This is a genomic window from Actinosynnema sp. NPDC020468, assembly GCF_040642015.1.
In the GTDB taxonomy this organism is placed as follows: domain Bacteria; phylum Actinomycetota; class Actinomycetes; order Mycobacteriales; family Pseudonocardiaceae; genus Actinosynnema.
Map to the genome: position 1 here is coordinate 22,255 of NZ_JBFAEO010000044.1, position 16,413 is coordinate 38,667.

A 16,413-nucleotide genomic window follows, 5' to 3' on the forward strand; every position below is an offset into this window, starting at 1 on the left:
CGGGAGATCATCCCGCGAAGAACGTCTTCGCCTCCGCCACGGCCTCCGTGTCGGCCAGCACGTCACCCGGCCGGTCGCCGTTGCCGATCAGCACGCCGCCGAACCGCATCCGCAGGTAGCCCGCGCTGTTGCGCAACGTGCCCACGAGCGGCTCGCACCGGGACTTGTCCTCGGTCAACGCCGTGACGCCCCACAGGGTGTCGCCGCGCACCGCGTCCTTGAAGCCCGGCGTGCGCAGCCAGTTCGACCAGTGGTCGAGGTAGCGCTTGGTCGTGTTGGACACGCTGTACCAGTAGGTCGGCGAGACGATCACCAGGTCGGTCACGCCGGTGGTGGCGTCGTAGAGCACCTTCTCGTTGCCGGTCGGCGTGTGCGGCTCGTCCTCGTGCTCGGTCCGCACGTCCTCGAACGGCGCGAGCGGCAGGTCCTCGAGGTGGATCCAGCGCTGGTCGGCGTCGAGCTGCTCGGCGGCGAGCCGGGCCAGGATCTCGGCGTTGCCGTCCCTGCGCGCACTGCCGAGCACGAACAGGAAGCTGCGGTCGGACATCGATTCCCCCACAAAGTTTGTGTATGCAGGTGCATATAACTCTGGGAGGCGGGCGCCCGTCAAGCGCGGTGGTGGTCACCCGCGGGCGGCGGCCGCCCGGTCGGACAGCCGGGCCGCGATCGCCAGCACGTCGGGCAGGATCCGCGCGACCACCTCGGGCGTGAGCCTGCCCTCGGGTCCGGACACCGACACGGCCGCCGGGGTCGGCGCTCCGGCCAGCGGCACCGCGACGCAGCGCACGCCCAGCTCCTGCTCGGCCTCGTCCAGCGCGTAACCCCGGCGCGCCACCTCGTCCAGCGCCGCCATCAACCCGTCCACGTCGGTGATCGTGTTCGGCGTGTACGCGGGCAGTCCGGTGCGCTCCAGCAACGCCCTGGCCCGGTCGCGGGGCAGCAGCGACAGCATCGCCTTGCCGACGCCGGTGCCGTGCGGCAGGAGCCGGCGGCCCACCTCGGTGAACATCCGCATCGCGTGCCGGGACGGCGCCTGCGCCACGTACAGCACCTCGTCGCCGTCGAGCACCGCGAGGTTGGCCGTTTCGCCGACCCGGTCGACCAGCTCGGCCAGGTACGGCCGGGCCCACGTGCCGAACTGGCGGCCCGCGGTCTCGCCGAGCCGGATCAGGCGCGCGCCGAGCGTGTACCGCCGGTTGCTGTTCTGCCGCACGTACCCCAGCGTGACCAGGGTGCGGATCAACCGGTGGATGGTCGGCAGGGGCAGTCCCGAAGCCAGCGCCAGCTCCGACAGGCTCGCCTCGCCACCCGCGTCGGCGAGCCGTTCCAGCAGGTCGAAGGCCCGTCGCAGGGACTGGACGCCGCCCGTCGAGTCGCTGGTCACCGCGTGCCTCCTCCGTTGCCGTTCCGTGGAGCGAAAACTATAGTCCGCAGAGCAGAAGTCCAGCGCAGGGAAGAAGGGGGATCCCATGTCGGGTGTTCGCGTCCTCGGGGCCGACGTCGAGCGCGGGGCCGAGATCCTCACACCCGAGGCGCTGGAGTTCGTCGCCGGGTTGCACCGCGCGTTCGCCGGCACCCGCGACGAGCTGCTGGCCGCCCGAGAACACCGGCGCCCCTTGGGTTTCCTCGACGACACCCGCGAGGTGCGCGAGTCCGCGTGGACGGTGGCGCCCGCGCCCGAGCCGTTGCGCGACCGGCGGGTGGAGATCACCGGCCCGACCGAGCGGAAGATGACCGTCAACGCGCTGAACTCGGGCGCGAAGGTGTGGCTGGCCGACCTGGAGGACGCCAACACGCCGCACTGGCGCAACGTGGTGGCTGGTCAGGTGAACCTGTACGACGCGGCCCGCGGCACGGTCTCGTTCACCTCGCCCGAGGGCAGGTCCTACGTGCTGTCCGACGGTCCGCGCCCGACGATCGTGGTCCGCCCGCGCGGCTGGCACCTGCCCGAGCGGCACCTGGAGGTCGACGGCCGCCCGGCGGTGGGCGCGCTGGTCGACTTCGGCCTGCACTTCTTCCACAACGCCGCCCTCGGCCGGCCGTACTACTACCTGCCGAAGCTGGAGGGCCACCGCGAGGCGCGGCTGTGGAACGACGTCTTCACCGCCGCGCAACGGGAACTCGGCGTGCCGCACGGCACCGTCCGGGCCACCGTGCTGATCGAGACGGTGCCGGCCGCGTTCGAGATGGAGGAGATCCTCTTCGAGCTGCGCGACCACGCGTCGGGCCTCAACGCGGGCCGGTGGGACTACCTGTTCAGCGCCATCAAGTACTTCCGCGACGCGGGCGCGGAGTACGTGCTGCCGGACCGCAACGCGGTGACCATGACCGCGCCGTTCATGCGCGCCTACACCGAACTGCTGGTCCGCACGTGCCACAAGCGCGGCGCGTTCGCGATGGGCGGGATGGCCGCGTTCATCCCGAACCGGCGCGATCCCGAGGTCACCGGACGCGCGTTGGCCAAGGTGCGCGAGGACAAGAGCCGCGAGGCGGCCGACGGGTTCGACGGGTCGTGGGTCGCGCATCCCGACCTCGTGCCGGTGTGCCGGGAGATCTTCGACGCCCGGCTGGGCGACCGGCCGAACCAGCTCGACGCGACCCGCGAGGACGTCGAGGTGACCGCCGCGCAGCTGCTGGACTTCCGGTCCGCCGGCGGCGCGGCGACCAGGGCCGGCCTGGAGTCGGCGGTCGACGTGGGCGTGCGGTACCTGCTGTCCTGGTTGGGCGGCAACGGCGCGGCGGCGATCCACAACCTGATGGAGGACGCGGCGACGGCCGAGATCTCCCGGTCGCAGCTGTGGCAGTGGGTGCGCAACGGGGTGGTGCTGGACGACGGCACGCCGGTGACCGCCGGGCTGGTGCGGTCGGTGCTGGCGGACGTCGCGGCCGGGTTGTCCGGCGAGCACCTCGCCACCGCGGTCGAGCTGTTCGAACGGGTGGCGCTGGCCGAGGAGTTCGTGGACTTCCTGACCCTGCCCGCCTACGAGCGGATCGACTGACGTGCCGCGGACCTCGCTGTCCGCCGCCGCGGTGGCCGCCGCGACCGCCCGACTGTCCGATGTGGACTTCCGGTGGCCTGCCGGCCGGCAGCCGGTGCACACCTGCTACGTGCCGGCCGACCGGGTGGTCGGGTCCACGCCGCGGGACTGGGGTGCCGGCGCGCTGGAGGCGTTGCGCGCGCACGGCCCGCTGTCGGCGGCGGTGCCGGTGGCCGACGAGGTCGTCGAGCGGGTGCGGGCGAAGCTCGTCGCGGAACCGGTGGAGGACCTGCGGGTCGACTTCGAGGACGGGTACGGGTTCCGCGCCGACGACGAGGAGGACGCCGACGCCGAGCGGACCGCCGCGGTGGTGCGCCGGTGGGTGGCCGACGGCGGGGCGCCGCACCGGTTCGGGCTGCGGGTGAAGTCGTTCGACACCAGGCGCTCCGTCGAGCGCGGGGTCCGGACGCTGGACGTCTTCCTGACCGCGCTCGGCGGCGCGCCGGACGGGTTCGTGATCACCTTCCCCAAGGTGTCCTCGGTCGAGCAGGTCGAGGTGTTCGGCGACGTGCTGGACCTGTTCGGGCTCGACCTCCGGTTCGAGGTCCAGGTCGAGACCGCGCGGTCCGTCGTGGACGGACGCGGCCGGCTCGCGGTGCCCGCGCTGCTGGCCGCCGGCCGCGGTCGGGTGTCGGCGTTGCACTTCGGCACGTACGACTACACGGCCGAGTGCGGGCTGGGCCCGGCGGACCAGCACCTCGCGCACGGCGCGTGCGACTTCGCGCGGCACGTCATGCAGGTGTCGGCGGCCGGCACGGGTGTCGAGCTGTCCGACGGGTCGACCAACGTGCTGCCGGTCGGCGCGGACACCCACCGCGGCTGGCGCACCCACCACGCGCTCGTGCTCCGGTCGTTGGCACACGGGTTCCACCAGGGGTGGGACCTGCACCCGGCGCAGCTGGTGACCCGGTACGCGGCGGTGTTCGCCCACCACCGGTCCGGTCTCGCGGCCGAGGCCGCACGGTTGCGGGCCTACGTCGGGCGGGCCGGCGGCGCGGTGCTCGACGAGCCGGCGACCGCGCGGGCGCTGTCGGCCTCGGTGCTGCGCGCGGTGGACTGCGGCGCGGTCGACGCGGAGGAAGTCGTTGCGCTGACCGGGTTGCCGCTCGCCCGACTGCACGCACTCGCCCGGCGGACCCCTCATCGCTGAATAGGGTGATACTCACCTACGGCCGTGCCGTTCGGCCCGGTGCGGCGCCATGGTGGGCGCATGAGCATGAGAGCCGGTTTGTGGACCGGATTGCCCGACCTGGACGTCGCGGAACACCGGTACCAGGTGGTGGCGTGCGCGGCGGACGTGGACCTGCTCGTGGCGTTCCTCGGTCGGGTCGACTGCAACGACGGCACGCTGGAGCACTTCGGCCGCGGCACGGACGCCGAGGGCGAGGCCGACCACAACGTGGTGCTGGCGGTGCGCGGCGGCTGGGGTTACGTCAACTTCGTGGACAACACGTTCTCCGGCTGGCCGAGGGGTGCCGCGGACGCGCCGTACGTGGACGAGCCCTACACCGACTTCCCGCCCGGCGTGGGGTTGCCGCTGCCGCTGTTCCGCGCGCTGCTGCTGGAGTTCATGGCCACCGGGCGGCGGCCGGCGCTGGTCGACTGGTACGACGAGACCGACCTGTTCCACGCGTGGCGGGAACAGCGCATGGCCCTGCACGACAAGTCCCGCTAGAACTCGGGCAGCCCGCGCCACGCCGGTCCCGCGTCCTCCGCGTCGTCGCGCAGCACGGTCCCCTCGATCAGCCCGTACGGGCGGTCGGCGGCGTGGTACACCGCGTCCGCGCCGGTCGGCCCGAACGCGTCCAGGTCGACCGCGAAGTGGTGCCGGTTGGGCATCGACAGCCGCACCTCGGCGATCTCCGGCCGGGCCGCCAGCACCGCCTCGCCCATCGCGTGCAGGGTGTGCTGCAACGACAGGCTGTGGTGGGTCGCGAACGCGGACACCAGGAGCCGCCGCGCCTCCGCGTGGCTCTGCGCCCAGTCCGGCGCGCCCTGGAGGCGCCAGCGCGCGGTGACCGAGGTGGCCAGCAGCCGGTCGTCGGTGTCGGCCAGCGTGGTGTACCGGTCGCGCGGGAACCCGTGGAACTCCGAGCCGGTCGTCTTGAGCAGCACCAGGTCCCGCACGCCCGACACGACCCGGTGCGCGTCGCCGGCGACCACGACGGCGGTGGTCCGCCGCTCGGTGCCGCCGAGGCCGAACGAGTGGCCGTTGTCCGGGAGCCGGTGCCACGACTGCTCGTCCACCAGCACCCGCGCCTCGGTGATCGACTCCTGGCCGGCGGTGAAGTGCCGGGCCAGCCGCAGCGCGAAGTCCTCGATCTCGCCGACGCCGTCGGAGGCGAAGGCGTGCACGGTGTTCTTCTGCGTGTCGGTCGCGGGCACGTGGGTGTTGTCGCCGACCAGGTGGGTGGCCGCGAGGTCGCCGCGCAACGCGGTCCGCACGGTCAGGTCGCGGACGGTGTGCACGTCGCCGTCGCGGTGCACGACCACCAGGTGGATGCCCGCCTTGCCGTACTGGTTGGGCCCCAGGACGATCGCCATCGTCAGCTCCCCCGGTAGGTGGTGTACGCGAACGGGCTCAGCAGGACCGGCACGTGCAGGTGCGGCTCGGCGGTCACCCGGAACGCGACCACCACCTCCGGGTAGAACGGACCGTCCACGGTGAACACGATCCGGTGGACTCCCGGCGTCAGGGTGACCTCGAACCGGTGGCGGCCGTCGCCGTCGGTGACACCTCGGGCGAGCACCTCGCCGGCGCGCTCGACCGCCACCGCGATCCCCTCGGCCGGTCGGCCGCGGTCCGCGTCGAGCACGTGCGTGGACAACGTCGTCATGGCCAGGCCTTCCGCAGTCGCAGCGCGGCGATACGGGCGAGCTCCCGGGCCACCACGCGCAGTTCCACCCCGGGTGGGTTGGCCAGCCGGGCGGTGAGGTCGGCGCGCACGTCCGCGCCCGTCATCCCGGTGGCGCACACCAGGTACCGGTGCCCGAACCGCTCCTCGTACGCCCGGTTCGCCGCGGCCAGCCGGTCGTCGGCCTCGACGTCGCGCTGCTCGTCGGCCGACCAGCGGGCGGAGGGGTCCGAGCCCGGCTCCCGCTCGCCGAGTCGCGGGTGCCCGGCCAGCGCGGCGCGCACCTCGTCGTCGGACAGCGCGATCGCGTCGGCGGCGGCGACCAGGGCGGCCGGCGAACCGTGCGGCCGGGCGGCGAGCAGGGCGTCCACCCAGCGCGGCACGGCCAGGCACGCGGTCAGCAGGGGCCGGAGCACGGCCTCGGGAGCGGCGTCGAACGCGGTGTCGAAGTCGGTGGGATCCGGCACGGGGCCTCCCCGGTTCTCGCATCGCGGAAGGTGACTTCCGCGTCCGGCGAGTGTGCCGATCACCCTCCGGCGGTGTCAACAGTCTTGCGCCGCCGCCGGGGTGCTGCTTGGTTGCTCTGATGGACCAGGTGTTCCGAGCGCGGCGGGTGGTCACCCCGGACGGGGAGCGGGCGCTGGACGTCGGGGTCGCCGACGGTCGGGTCGTCGCGATCGGCGACCGGCTCGACGGCGACTCCCTCGTGGAACTGGCCGACGACGAGGTGCTGCTGCCCGGCCTCGTGGACACGCACGTGCACGTGGACGACCCGGGTCGGGCCGACTGGGAGGGCTTCGGCTCCGCGACCCGCGCCGCGGCGGCGGGCGGTGTCACCACGCTGGTCGACATGCCGCTCAACAGCGTGCCGGCGACGGTCGACGTCGCGGCGCTGGAGCTCAAGCGCGCCACCGCGTCCGGCCGGGTGCACGTCGACGTCGGCTTCTGGGGCGGGCTGGTGCCGGACAACACCGGGCACCTCGCCGCGCTGCACGACGCGGGCGTGTTCGGTTTCAAGTGCTTCCTCGCGGACTCCGGCGTCGAGGAGTTCCCGCCGGTGGACCTCGCGGGGTTGCGCGCCGCGCTCGCCGTGCTGGAACCGTTGGGCGCGTTGACGATCGTGCACGCCGAGGACCCGCGCGCGCTCGCCGAACCCGGTCCGGGCTACGCCGGTTTCCTCGCGTCGAGACCGCACGCGGCCGAGTACGGCGCGATCGCCGACCTGGTCGACGTGGCCCGGGACACCGGCGCGCGGCTGCACGTGCTGCACCTGTCCAGCGGCATGGGCCTGGACTACCTGCACGCCGGGCGCGCGGCGGGCCTGCCGATCACCGCCGAGACCTGCCCGCACTACCTGACGTTCGTCGCCGAGGAGATCGCCGACGACGCCACCGAGTTCAAGTGCTGCCCGCCGATCCGGGACGCGGCCAACCGCGAGGAGTTGTGGCAGGGCCTCGCGTCCGGGCGGATCGACCTCGTGGTGAGCGACCACTCGCCGTGCCCGGCGGCGTTGAAGCAGGGCGGTTTCGCGGGCGCGTGGGGCGGTGTCGCGAGCCTGCAACTGGGGTTGGCCGCGGTGTGGACGCAGGCCCGGTTGCGCGGCCACGGGTTGGGCGACGTGGCGCGCTGGATGGCCACCGCGCCCGCGGACCTGGTCGGGTTGGCGCACAAGGGTCGCATCGCGGTGGGCGCGGACGCCGACTTCTGCGCGTTCGCGCCGGACGCCGCGTTCGTGGTGGACCGCGAGGCGCTGTTCCATCGCCACCCCGTGACGCCGTACCACGGGCGCGCGCTGGCGGGCGTGGTGCGGCGGACGTGGTTGCGCGGCGAGGAGATCACCGGGGACCGGCCGCGCGGGCGGCTGCTGCACAAGGGGGACGTGTGACCGCACCGGACTGGACCGCGCTGCCCGACCTCGCCTCGCGCGCCGTCGGAGGTGGCGTGGTGTGGGCGAACGACGAGCTGTTCGCCGAGCGGGAGAACCTGATCCGCCGCGCCGAACCCGAGTTCCGGCCGTTCACCTTCGGGCACAAGGGCCAGGTCTACGACGGCTGGGAAACCCGGCGCCGGCGTGAACCCGGCGACGACGCGGCGGTCGTGCGGCTGGGCCTGCCCGGAGTGGTGCGCGGGATCGTGGTGGACACCGCGTTCTTCACCGGCAACCACCCGCCGGCCGCGACCGTCGAGGCGACGTCCGCCACCGGGTACCCGGCGCCCGACGAGCTGACCGGGTGGGAGGTCCTGGTGCCGCGCTCGCCCCTGGGTGGCGACCGCAAGCACCACTTCACCGTGACGTCCTCCCGGCGGTTCACCCACGTTCGGCTGACGATTCACCCCGACGGGGGCGTGGCGCGACTGCGCGTGCACGGCTCGCCGGTGCCCGACCCGGATCTGCTGGTGCCCGGCGCGGTCGACCTGGCCGCGCTGGAGAACGGCGCCGCGATCGCCGGGTGCAGCAACAGGTTCTACGGCTCGCCCGCCAACCTCATCGCGCCCGGCCAGGCGAGCGTGATGGGCGAGGGCTGGGAAACCGCGCGCCGCCGGGACGACGGCAACGACTGGGTCGAGGTCGACCTCGCGGGCGAGGGCGTGGTCGCGTTGGCGGAGCTGGACACCACGCACTTCAAGGGGAACGCGCCCGGCAGCGCGTCGGTGCGCGGCCGGGTCGGCGACGACTGGGTGGACCTGGTGCCGCGGACCCGGCTGCAACCCGACACCCGCCACCGGTTCCCGGTCACCGCGGCCGTGCCGGTCACCCGCGTTCGGCTCGACATTCACCCGGACGGGGGGATGGCGCGACTGCGGTTGTGGGGCGCGCTGACCGCACGCGGGCTGGACGGCGTGCGTCGGCGGTACCGGGACTCGGGACCGGATCAGACGAAGGGCGCATGAGGTTCCTACCCCGGTTGCTTGTGGCCCGATCCGCGCGACTGGGAGCCTGCGCGGCACGGGTGTGACAGGAACTAGGGAGGAACCTGTGCGACCGATCTCCAGCGCGTTCGGCGGCGTGCTCGCCGCGTCCGCGCTCCTCGTGGGACTGGCTCCGGGCGCGGTGGCGCAACCGCCCGCCCCGGGCACCATCGCGTGGGCACCGTGCCCCGGGCTGCCGACCGTCGAGTGCGGGACGCTGGCCCTGCCGATCGACCGGGCGAACCCCGGTGCCGGCACGTTCGGCCTCGCCGTGGCCCGGCGCAAGGCCACCGACCCGGCCAAGCGGGTCGGCGTGCTCGTGATCAACCCCGGTGGCCCCGGCGGTTCGGGGGTGAACTTCGCGCAGCGGGCGGACCAGTACTTCAGCAAGGAGATCACCGAGCGGTTCGACGTCGTCGGGTTCGACCCGCGCGGCGTGGCGCGCAGCAACCCGGTCACCTGCTCGCTGTCCGTGCTGAACCGCCAACCCGCGCCGCCCACCACCGCCGCCGAGTTCGACGCACTGGGCGCGTACAACCGCGAGCTGACCGAGGACTGCCGCCGGCACAGCGGTCCGATCGTGGACCACGCGGACACCGGCGCGGTCGTGGACGACGTCGACGCCCTGCGCCGGTCGCTGGGCGAGACGAAGATCAGCTACTACGGCGTGTCCTACGGGACGCTCATCGGCCAGCAGTACGCCGAGCGGTACGGGCGCAACGTGCGGGCCCTGGTGATCGACTCGACCATGGACCACAGCCTCGACACGTGGCGCTTCACCGAAACCCAGGCCGCGACGGCCGAGGACTCGTTCGCCGAGTGGGTCAAGTGGTGCGACCGCGACACGGCGTGCGCGTTGCACGGCAAGGACGTCACGAAGGTGTGGAACGACCTGCTGGCCCGCGCCGACCGCGGCGAGATCACCGACCCGGAGGACGCCACTCGCCACGTGCCGGCCTCGGAGATCACCGACACCGCCGTCGGCACGTTCTACGGCCCGGACTGGACCGCCCTGGCCGACTACGTGGCCACCCTGTCCGCCCAGAAGCCCGCGGCCCTCGCCGACCAGGCGGAGACGGCCGCGTACCCGTTCGCCGCGGTGTTCTGCCAGGACTGGTCGATCCGCCCGAAGTCGTTCCGCGAGTTCTCCACCCTGGCCGCCCGCGCCCGCCGACTCGCCCCGCACACCCGCGGCTCCACGCTGGCCACCAACGTGCTCACCTCGTGCGTCGGCCTGCCGGGTGACGTGAACAACCCCCAGCGCCGCCCGAACCTCCGCGACTCGCCCCGGATCCTGCTGCTCAACGCCCGCCACGACCCGGCGACGAGCTACGCGTGGGCCGTGAACGTCCACCGCCAAACCCGCGCCAAAACCGTCTTCGTGACCTACGAAGGCTGGGGCCACGGCGTCTACACGCGCACCCCGTGCACCAGGTCCACCACCGACACCTACCTGTTGACCACCAGGCTGCCGACCGCGGACCTGACCTGCGCCGCCCCGACGACACCGGTGCCCGGCGCGCGTGCCGTCGAGTCCCCGACCACCCCGACCTTCCCCTGGTCGTCCTGACACCTCGGTGACGTGGAGGACTCACGTTTCCGGCGAGCCCTCCACGTCACCCGGTCAGTCCACCCGAGGTGGCCGCAACTCGGAGATCACCCGCAACCCGCCCACCGTCCCGGTGACCACGCGAGCCGCCTGAAGCCGCGCGACAGAGCCGTGATCACCGTCGAGAACGCCCAACAACGCCCGCCGCCCGAGCTCCCGGTGCCGAGGATCGAGCCGCCCCAACGCCCCGGCGAACTCCACCCGCCGCCCGACCTCCGCGTCGGCGATCAACGCCCCCAACACGGCACCCACCCGAGCCCGGTCGGAGAGCCAGCGCTCGGCCAGCAGCGCGTCGGCCGGCGCCCGATCCCCTTGCCCCACCTCGGTGTCTGCGGCGATCTGCTTCAACACGTCGATCGCGAGGTCACCCGACTCCGCCGGGTCGCGCAACAGCAACTCACAGGCCCGCCGCCGCGCACCTGCTTCCACGGCGTCATCCCGCGCCACCACCTCTGCCGCCGCCGACGCGAGGTCGGAATAGCCGTCGTGGAGGTCGACCAACAGCGTCCAGGCCTCGATCCGATCCCGCGCGCCGAAGTCGTCGGAGGTCATCTCCTCCACAAGCGCCAGCCCCGCGCCCCGCTCCAACCCGGGCTTGACCATCGCGCCCGCCGCCAGCCGCCGTTCCCCGAGGTCGACCGCCGAATCGACGGCCAACGCCCGAAGCGCGGCGTTGGCGTCCGGAAAAGCCTGTCGCGACATCCCCAACAGCCCTTGCGCCGCGTGCGACCGCTCCGCCCACGACACCCGCCCGTCGACCGCGAACCCCCGAACCAGCTCCACCACCGACGCCGCGTCGTCCGGGTCGATCAGACAGGCGGACCGTGCGGCGTCCACCCGCTCCCAGACGGCACAGCTCTCGTCCTGCGCCAACGCCACCAACGCCACCCGTGCGTCCGCCAACTCGACGGGCCCGAAACTGCCCAGCCGCAACGCCGCGAGCCGCCGCTCCCACCCCCGCAACCCGGGGTCGTACGCCAGCCCCTGCACCGTCCGGGCAACAGCCCGCCGATTCCGAGGCGCAACGTGCAACTGCGCCTCCACCGCCTCCAACCGCATCCGCCCACCCGAAGCGGAATCCGCGATCACCGCGTCGAGATCCCCGAACACCTCCCAGGCCCGCGTCTCGTCCGCGTCCACGAGTTCGACCATGGCCCGAACAGCAACCAACGGATCCCCGCAACCCCCACCCGCCAACTCCGCCACCACACCAAGACCGGCGGCCCGAGCCTCCCCACCCAACGCCGCCAACCGCCGCGCCGCCTGAAGCCGATTCCACCCGTCGACCGACGGGTCACCGGCAAGATCACGCAACCTCGCGATGCCGTAGGCCTGCGACTCCGGCCCCAGTCTGATCAGCCGTCGTGCCGCATCGAGCCGGTGCACGGGATCCGCCTGACGATCGGCGACCACCAAGTGCAGCGTCCGAACCAATTCTTGGACGGCAGCACCGTGCCATCGGGTCAGCGTTTCCACCACGCGCATCCGCCAGGACGGCTGCGCGTCCGCGTACAACGCCAACGCCTCAGCCGACTTCGCTGCTCGTTCGACCAAGCCGGACTCCGCCAGTCGTCGTAGTACCGCCAGTCGGAACTCGGGAGCGGCAAACGCGTCGGATGCCAGATTCAGCAACGCGGGGACGGTCTCGTCATGGCCGCTTTCCTGATCTCGAAGCATGTCGGCGGCGGCCAGGCGTGTGCTGCGGTGCACGTGGGGATCAGCGGCCATCCTGGTCAATTCGGCGACGGCGCTCAGGAGATGTCGACCGCCGAGGAGCAATGCGACCTCGGCGACGCGCAGCCGTGTCGTCGGGTCGGCGGTTTCCGGGCAGGCCAGAATGGCTTCCTCTGCGTGATCGCGCCTACTTGATCGGGCGATTTCCTTCAGGATCTCGGCACGGTTCTTGCGGCTGATGTGCGGTTCGCGGAGCATGGCAATCGTGGTGTCGAGTGCGCGCGCCGCCTCGGGTCCGCCGAGCTTCTGCAGGCCTGTGGTGAGAATCAACCGCTGTGCGACCGGCCGAGTCGTGTCGGCCGAGGTGGCATGAAGATCCTCGATTAAATCAAGTCGGGTGCCAGGTTCGACTTCGGCAACTGTCTCGATGGTTCTCGGTACGAACCTCCCGTCCCATGTGTACAGCTCATGGGAAAGTCGGCGGCGCAGCACTTCGATGGCGCGAAAACGTGTCGCCGGAAAATTTAGGAATGGTTGGAAGATGTAGTTTATCGCGGGCGTTTGGTCGAGTTCGAGCGTGGCCAGGAGTGTTGGGGCGAGTTGGCCGAAAAGATCGGGATCTAAGTCTGCCAGGTCATCAGAGAAATTGATTCGGCTAATCTGGTCGACGGTGGGATCGAACGCTATTCTGTGGACGGTCGAAGTTATGGCTTCCCGTCGCGTTCCAGGCATTCTGATGAGTCGTAGGGCAGATCCTGTCCGATGTGAAAACTGGGCCAGTGGGTCGTCGCAGATTTCGGCTCTCAGTGTGTTCGCGGCAAAATGGTGGCCAATTCTGCCCAACTCGCCGGCGATCCTTACCTGGAGCTGCGAATCAATTCCGGATGATCGCGCCAAGTGGACCAGCACAGCACTGGCAAGGGCCTCGCGATTCGGGTCGGTACTGGACGCGAGCATGGCCGCGCTCGCCTGTCGAGCTGCGGGTATGCTGGTGTCGGTCAAACGCGAGTCGCAGGACGCGAGGACTTGGCTGCGTTGTTCGGTGCCCAGGTTCGACAAGAACCGCCCGATGTCAACCCAGTCGCCTGGGTTGACTTCCGGGCTGCCCAGAAGGTGCCAGGCGAGCGAATTCACCATCGAGTGTGCACTCTTGTCGAGGGTCAGTAGCTTCTCGAGTGCCTGGCATCGGTGGGTAGCCGGGTAGGTGTGGTCGAGAGCAATCGAGATCATGGCCTCGGAGGCCTGGGGTAGATATGCTCGACCGAGTTTGCCGATCGCTGTGGCCGCATCCAGTCCACTGTTGTTCGGCGAAGCCTTGTCGCCTGCGATGGTCATGAGGATTTCCAGTGCCGAGGATTGGTACTGCTTTCCCAGTCTGCCGAGGGTCACAGCTCCCTTCATGCGTAAACCTGCTGGGAGGGAGCCGCTCCTGGCCAGTTTATCCAACTGCTGGGCAGCCCACCTGTATTGGCGTGGCTCGATGGAGGGGATTGCGGCGAGTATTTTCAGTCGTTCCGGGAGCGGGGTGGTGGGATCACGGCTCAACTCGACGAGGGTCGTCGCCACTGTTTCACGGTGGTGTCGGCTCACCTCGGCGAGGCTGATGCCTGCCAGAATTCGAAAACCGATGTCGAACCTGGGGTCGCCGACGATGCCCAGCAGCACGGCGGTGGCGTGCTCCAGGTGAGGTGTGCCAAGGCGGGCGAGGCGGTGCGCCGTAGTCAGCCGTCGGTATTTGGCCAGCGCGGGGTGGTCGATCAGTTCCGTCAATATTTCTGCGGCGACCCTGCGTTCGTCGGGGCCGAATCCGATCAGAAGGTTCAGGGCGTCGATTCGGTCGTGTACATAATTGGCTGACTCCGTCGCCATGTCGGTCAGTACCTGAAGGGCGCCGTCACGATCGCGTCCGCCGAATTTCGCGAGCACCTTCGCCGCGTTGCGCCGGTGTTCGGCAGGCCGTGACGGTTCGGTCGACCGGACGAGGATCGGCACTCCCTCGCGCCACACCTCGGGCGAGTGCTCTCGCAGCAGGTCGATCAGGACGATCTTCAACTCGTCCGGAACCTCGGGGTCCTTGAGCAGGGCCGTCAACCAGGACCGGACGACCGGGCGACCTACCAGTCCACGAACCCGGGTCAGTCGCCAGGCGAAGGCGCCTGTCGCGACGGCTTCCTTCTTCAGTTGGGCGAGGTAGTCGCGAACGCGGTCGTCGCCGCACGGCGCGCCCTGGTTGATCAACTCGCCCGCGCGCTCCCGCTGGGCGAGGGTCCCGCGCTGCAACGCCGCCAACAGGTCGTCCCCGTCACGCAGGTGCAGGTAGTGGAGTACGACCCGCGTGTTGTGCTCGTCGCCCAACGCCATGTCGCGGATCAGGTCGTTCCACACCGGGTCGGTCGGGGTGAAGTGGGTGGGGAGTTGTTTGGCCTTCGCGGACGCGGCCAGGTGTTCGGCGAAGGTCTGGTGCAGGAAGCGGAGGCGGTGGGCGCTGCGGGTCAGGAGGCCGGTTTGGCAGAGCCACTCCGCGAGGGCCTCCTCCCACTTCGGGCCGCGGCGCGGTGGCAGGAGGTCGTGGGACGCCAGGTGGTCGCGGGCCAGGTCCAGCAGGGGGGTGTCGGTGGTCGTGTACGACAGGGCCAGGTGTTCCAGCAGTGGCACGCGGGCGTCGCTGACGCGGGCGGCGAGGGTCGGGTCGTCGGTGAGGGCGGTCAACGCCTCGCGGTCGGCGGCCGCGCGCATCTCCGCGTAGCTCTCGATGTAGTGGACGTACAGGTCGTACCGGCTCGCGGGCAGCGGGCTGTCCGGGTTCGACTGGTGGAGGTTCGCGGCGATCGCGGCGAGCAGCGGTACCTCGAGGACGTCGGTCAGGCCGGCCGTCCGGACCTGCTCGAGGAAGTGGTCCGCCGCGACCGCGCCGTCCGGGGTGTCGTCGGGGTCGAACCACTTGCGGGCGAACAGCTTCAGGGCTTCCGCGTCGAACGGCTGGAGTTCGAAGAAGCCCGCGCCGGTGAGCCGGGTGGTTTCGCCCAGTTCCAGCGGGCGGGTGGTGATGAGGAAGCGCGTGGTGTTGGTGGCACTGGTGATCCGGCCCGCGATCAGGGTGATCAGCTGGTCGCGGGCGGCGGTGTCGGGGATCTCGTCCAGCGCGTCGACCACCACCAGCCGGCGGTGCCCGTCGACCTCGCGGGTCAGCAGGTCCGGCCGCAGTTCCGGGTCGTGGAAGCTCGGGTACTCCTCGGTCAGCGCCGCGAGCAGCGCCTGCGCCCACGTCCGCTCGCCCACGTGCTTGGCGAGGACGCGCGCCGACACCAGCAGCGGGATCCACGGGCCGGTGTCGGACGCGGACGTCGGGTCGGCGAGTTCGGCGACGAGCTGCCGGGCGAGCGTCGTCTTGCCCAAACCCGCGCCGCCCTCGATCACCAGGTGGTCGTGCTGCGCGAACACGTCGCTGAACGGCTGCGACAGCGTCGAGGACAACCGGGTGCTCTCCACCCAGCCGAGCTCCTCGGGCAGCTCCTCGCGCGGCCACCGCACCTCGGTCGGCGAGCTCACGCTCTGCCGGACGTACAGCGTCGCCAGCGACAACCGGTGCCGCGACGGCAGCAGGTACGGCAGTTCCCGGCACGCCGCGGCCATCCGCCGGAGCAGGTCGGCCAACGGGGGAGGCAGCGCCGGCAGCGTGAGGCCGCGCGCCCGGGCGTACAGCGCCCTCAGCGCCGGCTCCTCCGGGAACCGGTCGGCGATCCGCTCCGCGTCCGGCGCGGACGGCAGCCGACCTCCGGAGAGGATGGTCGACAGGTGCGATTCCGACAGGAGCACCGCCTTGGCGAACGCCTTCTGGGTGCCCGGAAGGCCCGTGACCAGCGAGCGCAGTAATCGGGCGTACTCGGCCGCCGGGTCCGGGGAGTTGCTCAACGCGTCGCCTCTCGACGGGTTCCTGGATTCCGGAAATCTTCCCACCCTGCCCGGAACCCGCGTGGCCCGTCAGCGTGGATCCCGTCAGCACGGCAACACGGTGGTACGAGGAGTGGTCGGCGTGATCGGGCAGTGGTGGTTGTGGGCGGTGTCGGCTCCGGTGCTGGTCAGCGCGGTGCGCGGGGTGGTGTCGGTGGGGAAGTTGGCGATCGCGCTGCGCGGCACGAAGGGCGCCGAGCGGGAACGGGCGCTGCGGGCGTACGCGCGTGTCGCGGCAGAGGAGCGGTGAGGTGGCCTGACCGACCGTCGTCACCCACCCGTCCGCGACCTCGGCGTCACCCGTTGAGCCGGATTCGGAAAACACCGTCCGTCACCGGACAATCGACGGTCACCGGGACGGCACGCCGGACGAACC

General features: G+C 71.5%; 13 protein-coding genes. 7 read left to right on the plus strand and 6 right to left on the minus strand.

The genetic code is table 11. The annotated features are described in order from the left end of the window. Positions 1–7 precede the first annotated feature (7 nt). On the minus strand, positions 8–547 hold the full coding sequence (locus AB0G50_RS27145; protein WP_360113593.1) for an NAD(P)H-dependent oxidoreductase: 540 nt from the start codon (positions 545–547) through the stop codon (positions 8–10). Between the two features lie 75 nt (positions 548–622). Then, positions 623–1,384, minus strand: a complete 762-nt coding sequence (locus AB0G50_RS27150) for an IclR family transcriptional regulator (protein ID WP_360113595.1) — start codon at positions 1,382–1,384, stop codon at positions 623–625. 85 nt (positions 1,385–1,469) lie between these two features. On the opposite strand from AB0G50_RS27150, the gene aceB reads away from it, so the two are divergent. The 3 genes from aceB to AB0G50_RS27165 are packed head-to-tail and all read left to right on the plus strand — an operon-like array spanning position 1,470 to position 4,713. Beyond that, positions 1,470–2,999, plus strand: a complete 1,530-nt coding sequence (aceB, locus tag AB0G50_RS27155) for a malate synthase A (RefSeq protein WP_360113597.1) — start codon at positions 1,470–1,472, stop codon at positions 2,997–2,999. A gap of 1 nt (position 3,000) precedes the next feature. Then, complete coding sequence (locus AB0G50_RS27160; RefSeq protein ID WP_360113599.1) at positions 3,001–4,188, plus strand: aldolase; 1,188 nt, start codon at positions 3,001–3,003, stop codon at positions 4,186–4,188. A 60-nt stretch (positions 4,189–4,248) separates the two neighbouring features. Continuing rightward, complete coding sequence (locus AB0G50_RS27165) at positions 4,249–4,713, plus strand: Imm1 family immunity protein (RefSeq protein WP_360113601.1); 465 nt, start codon at positions 4,249–4,251, stop codon at positions 4,711–4,713. Here AB0G50_RS27165 and pucL read toward each other — a convergent pair. From pucL to AB0G50_RS27180, 3 genes are read right to left on the minus strand one after another with little or no spacing between them, the layout of a single operon-like run. Then, complete coding sequence (gene pucL / locus AB0G50_RS27170; RefSeq protein ID WP_360113603.1) at positions 4,710–5,582, minus strand: factor-independent urate hydroxylase; 873 nt, start codon at positions 5,580–5,582, stop codon at positions 4,710–4,712. The two genes, AB0G50_RS27165 and pucL, sit on opposite strands and share 4 nt — an antisense overlap. Before the next feature lie 2 nt (positions 5,583–5,584). After that, complete coding sequence (locus AB0G50_RS27175) at positions 5,585–5,875, minus strand: hydroxyisourate hydrolase (protein WP_360113605.1); 291 nt, start codon at positions 5,873–5,875, stop codon at positions 5,585–5,587. Beyond that, entirely contained in the window at positions 5,872–6,360 is a 489-nt protein-coding gene (locus AB0G50_RS27180; RefSeq protein WP_360113607.1) for a 2-oxo-4-hydroxy-4-carboxy-5-ureidoimidazoline decarboxylase, read from the minus strand. Before AB0G50_RS27180 ends, AB0G50_RS27175 begins: the two co-directional genes overlap by 4 nt. A gap of 119 nt (positions 6,361–6,479) precedes the next feature. On the opposite strand from AB0G50_RS27180, the gene allB reads away from it, so the two are divergent. The 3 genes from allB to AB0G50_RS27195 all read left to right on the plus strand — a co-directional run bounded on the left by allB (position 6,480) and on the right by AB0G50_RS27195 (position 10,373). After that, positions 6,480–7,778: an allantoinase AllB gene (gene allB / locus AB0G50_RS27185; protein WP_360113609.1), complete on the plus strand. Its 1,299-nt coding sequence runs from the start codon at positions 6,480–6,482 to the stop codon at positions 7,776–7,778. Further along, positions 7,775–8,785: an allantoicase gene (alc, locus tag AB0G50_RS27190; RefSeq protein WP_360113611.1), complete on the plus strand. Its 1,011-nt coding sequence runs from the start codon at positions 7,775–7,777 to the stop codon at positions 8,783–8,785. The genes allB and alc overlap by 4 nt, the downstream gene beginning before the upstream one ends. 85 nt (positions 8,786–8,870) lie before the next feature. Then, the gene (locus AB0G50_RS27195; RefSeq protein WP_360113613.1) at positions 8,871–10,373 is read left to right on the plus strand and encodes an alpha/beta hydrolase; all 1,503 of its coding nucleotides are present in this window, start codon (positions 8,871–8,873) and stop codon (positions 10,371–10,373) included. Positions 10,374–10,427: 54 nt separating this feature from the next. Here AB0G50_RS27195 and AB0G50_RS27200 read toward each other — a convergent pair whose 3' ends face one another. Beyond that, complete coding sequence (locus AB0G50_RS27200; RefSeq protein WP_360113615.1) at positions 10,428–15,998, minus strand: NACHT domain-containing protein; 5,571 nt, start codon at positions 15,996–15,998, stop codon at positions 10,428–10,430. Positions 15,999–16,119: 121 nt separating this feature from the next. Between AB0G50_RS27200 and AB0G50_RS27205 the strand changes: the two genes are divergently transcribed. Then, positions 16,120–16,287: a hypothetical protein gene (locus AB0G50_RS27205; RefSeq protein WP_360113617.1), complete on the plus strand. Its 168-nt coding sequence runs from the start codon at positions 16,120–16,122 to the stop codon at positions 16,285–16,287. Positions 16,288–16,413: the final 126 nt, after the last annotated feature.

What these genes read in the sequence shown, in the direction of transcription:
- AB0G50_RS27175 (WP_360113605.1), bottom strand. Translation starts at nt 5,875, where the DNA reads ATGACGACGTTGTCCACGCACGTGCTCGACGCGGACCGCGGCCGACCG.
- AB0G50_RS27145 (WP_360113593.1), bottom strand. Translation starts at nt 547, where the DNA reads ATGTCCGACCGCAGCTTCCTGTTCGTGCTCGGCAGTGCGCGCAGGGAC.
- aceB (WP_360113597.1), top strand. Translation starts at nt 1,470, where the DNA reads ATGTCGGGTGTTCGCGTCCTCGGGGCCGACGTCGAGCGCGGGGCCGAG.
- allB (WP_360113609.1), top strand. Translation starts at nt 6,480, where the DNA reads ATGGACCAGGTGTTCCGAGCGCGGCGGGTGGTCACCCCGGACGGGGAG.
- AB0G50_RS27165 (WP_360113601.1), top strand. Translation starts at nt 4,249, where the DNA reads ATGAGCATGAGAGCCGGTTTGTGGACCGGATTGCCCGACCTGGACGTC.
- pucL (WP_360113603.1), bottom strand. Translation starts at nt 5,582, where the DNA reads ATGGCGATCGTCCTGGGGCCCAACCAGTACGGCAAGGCGGGCATCCAC.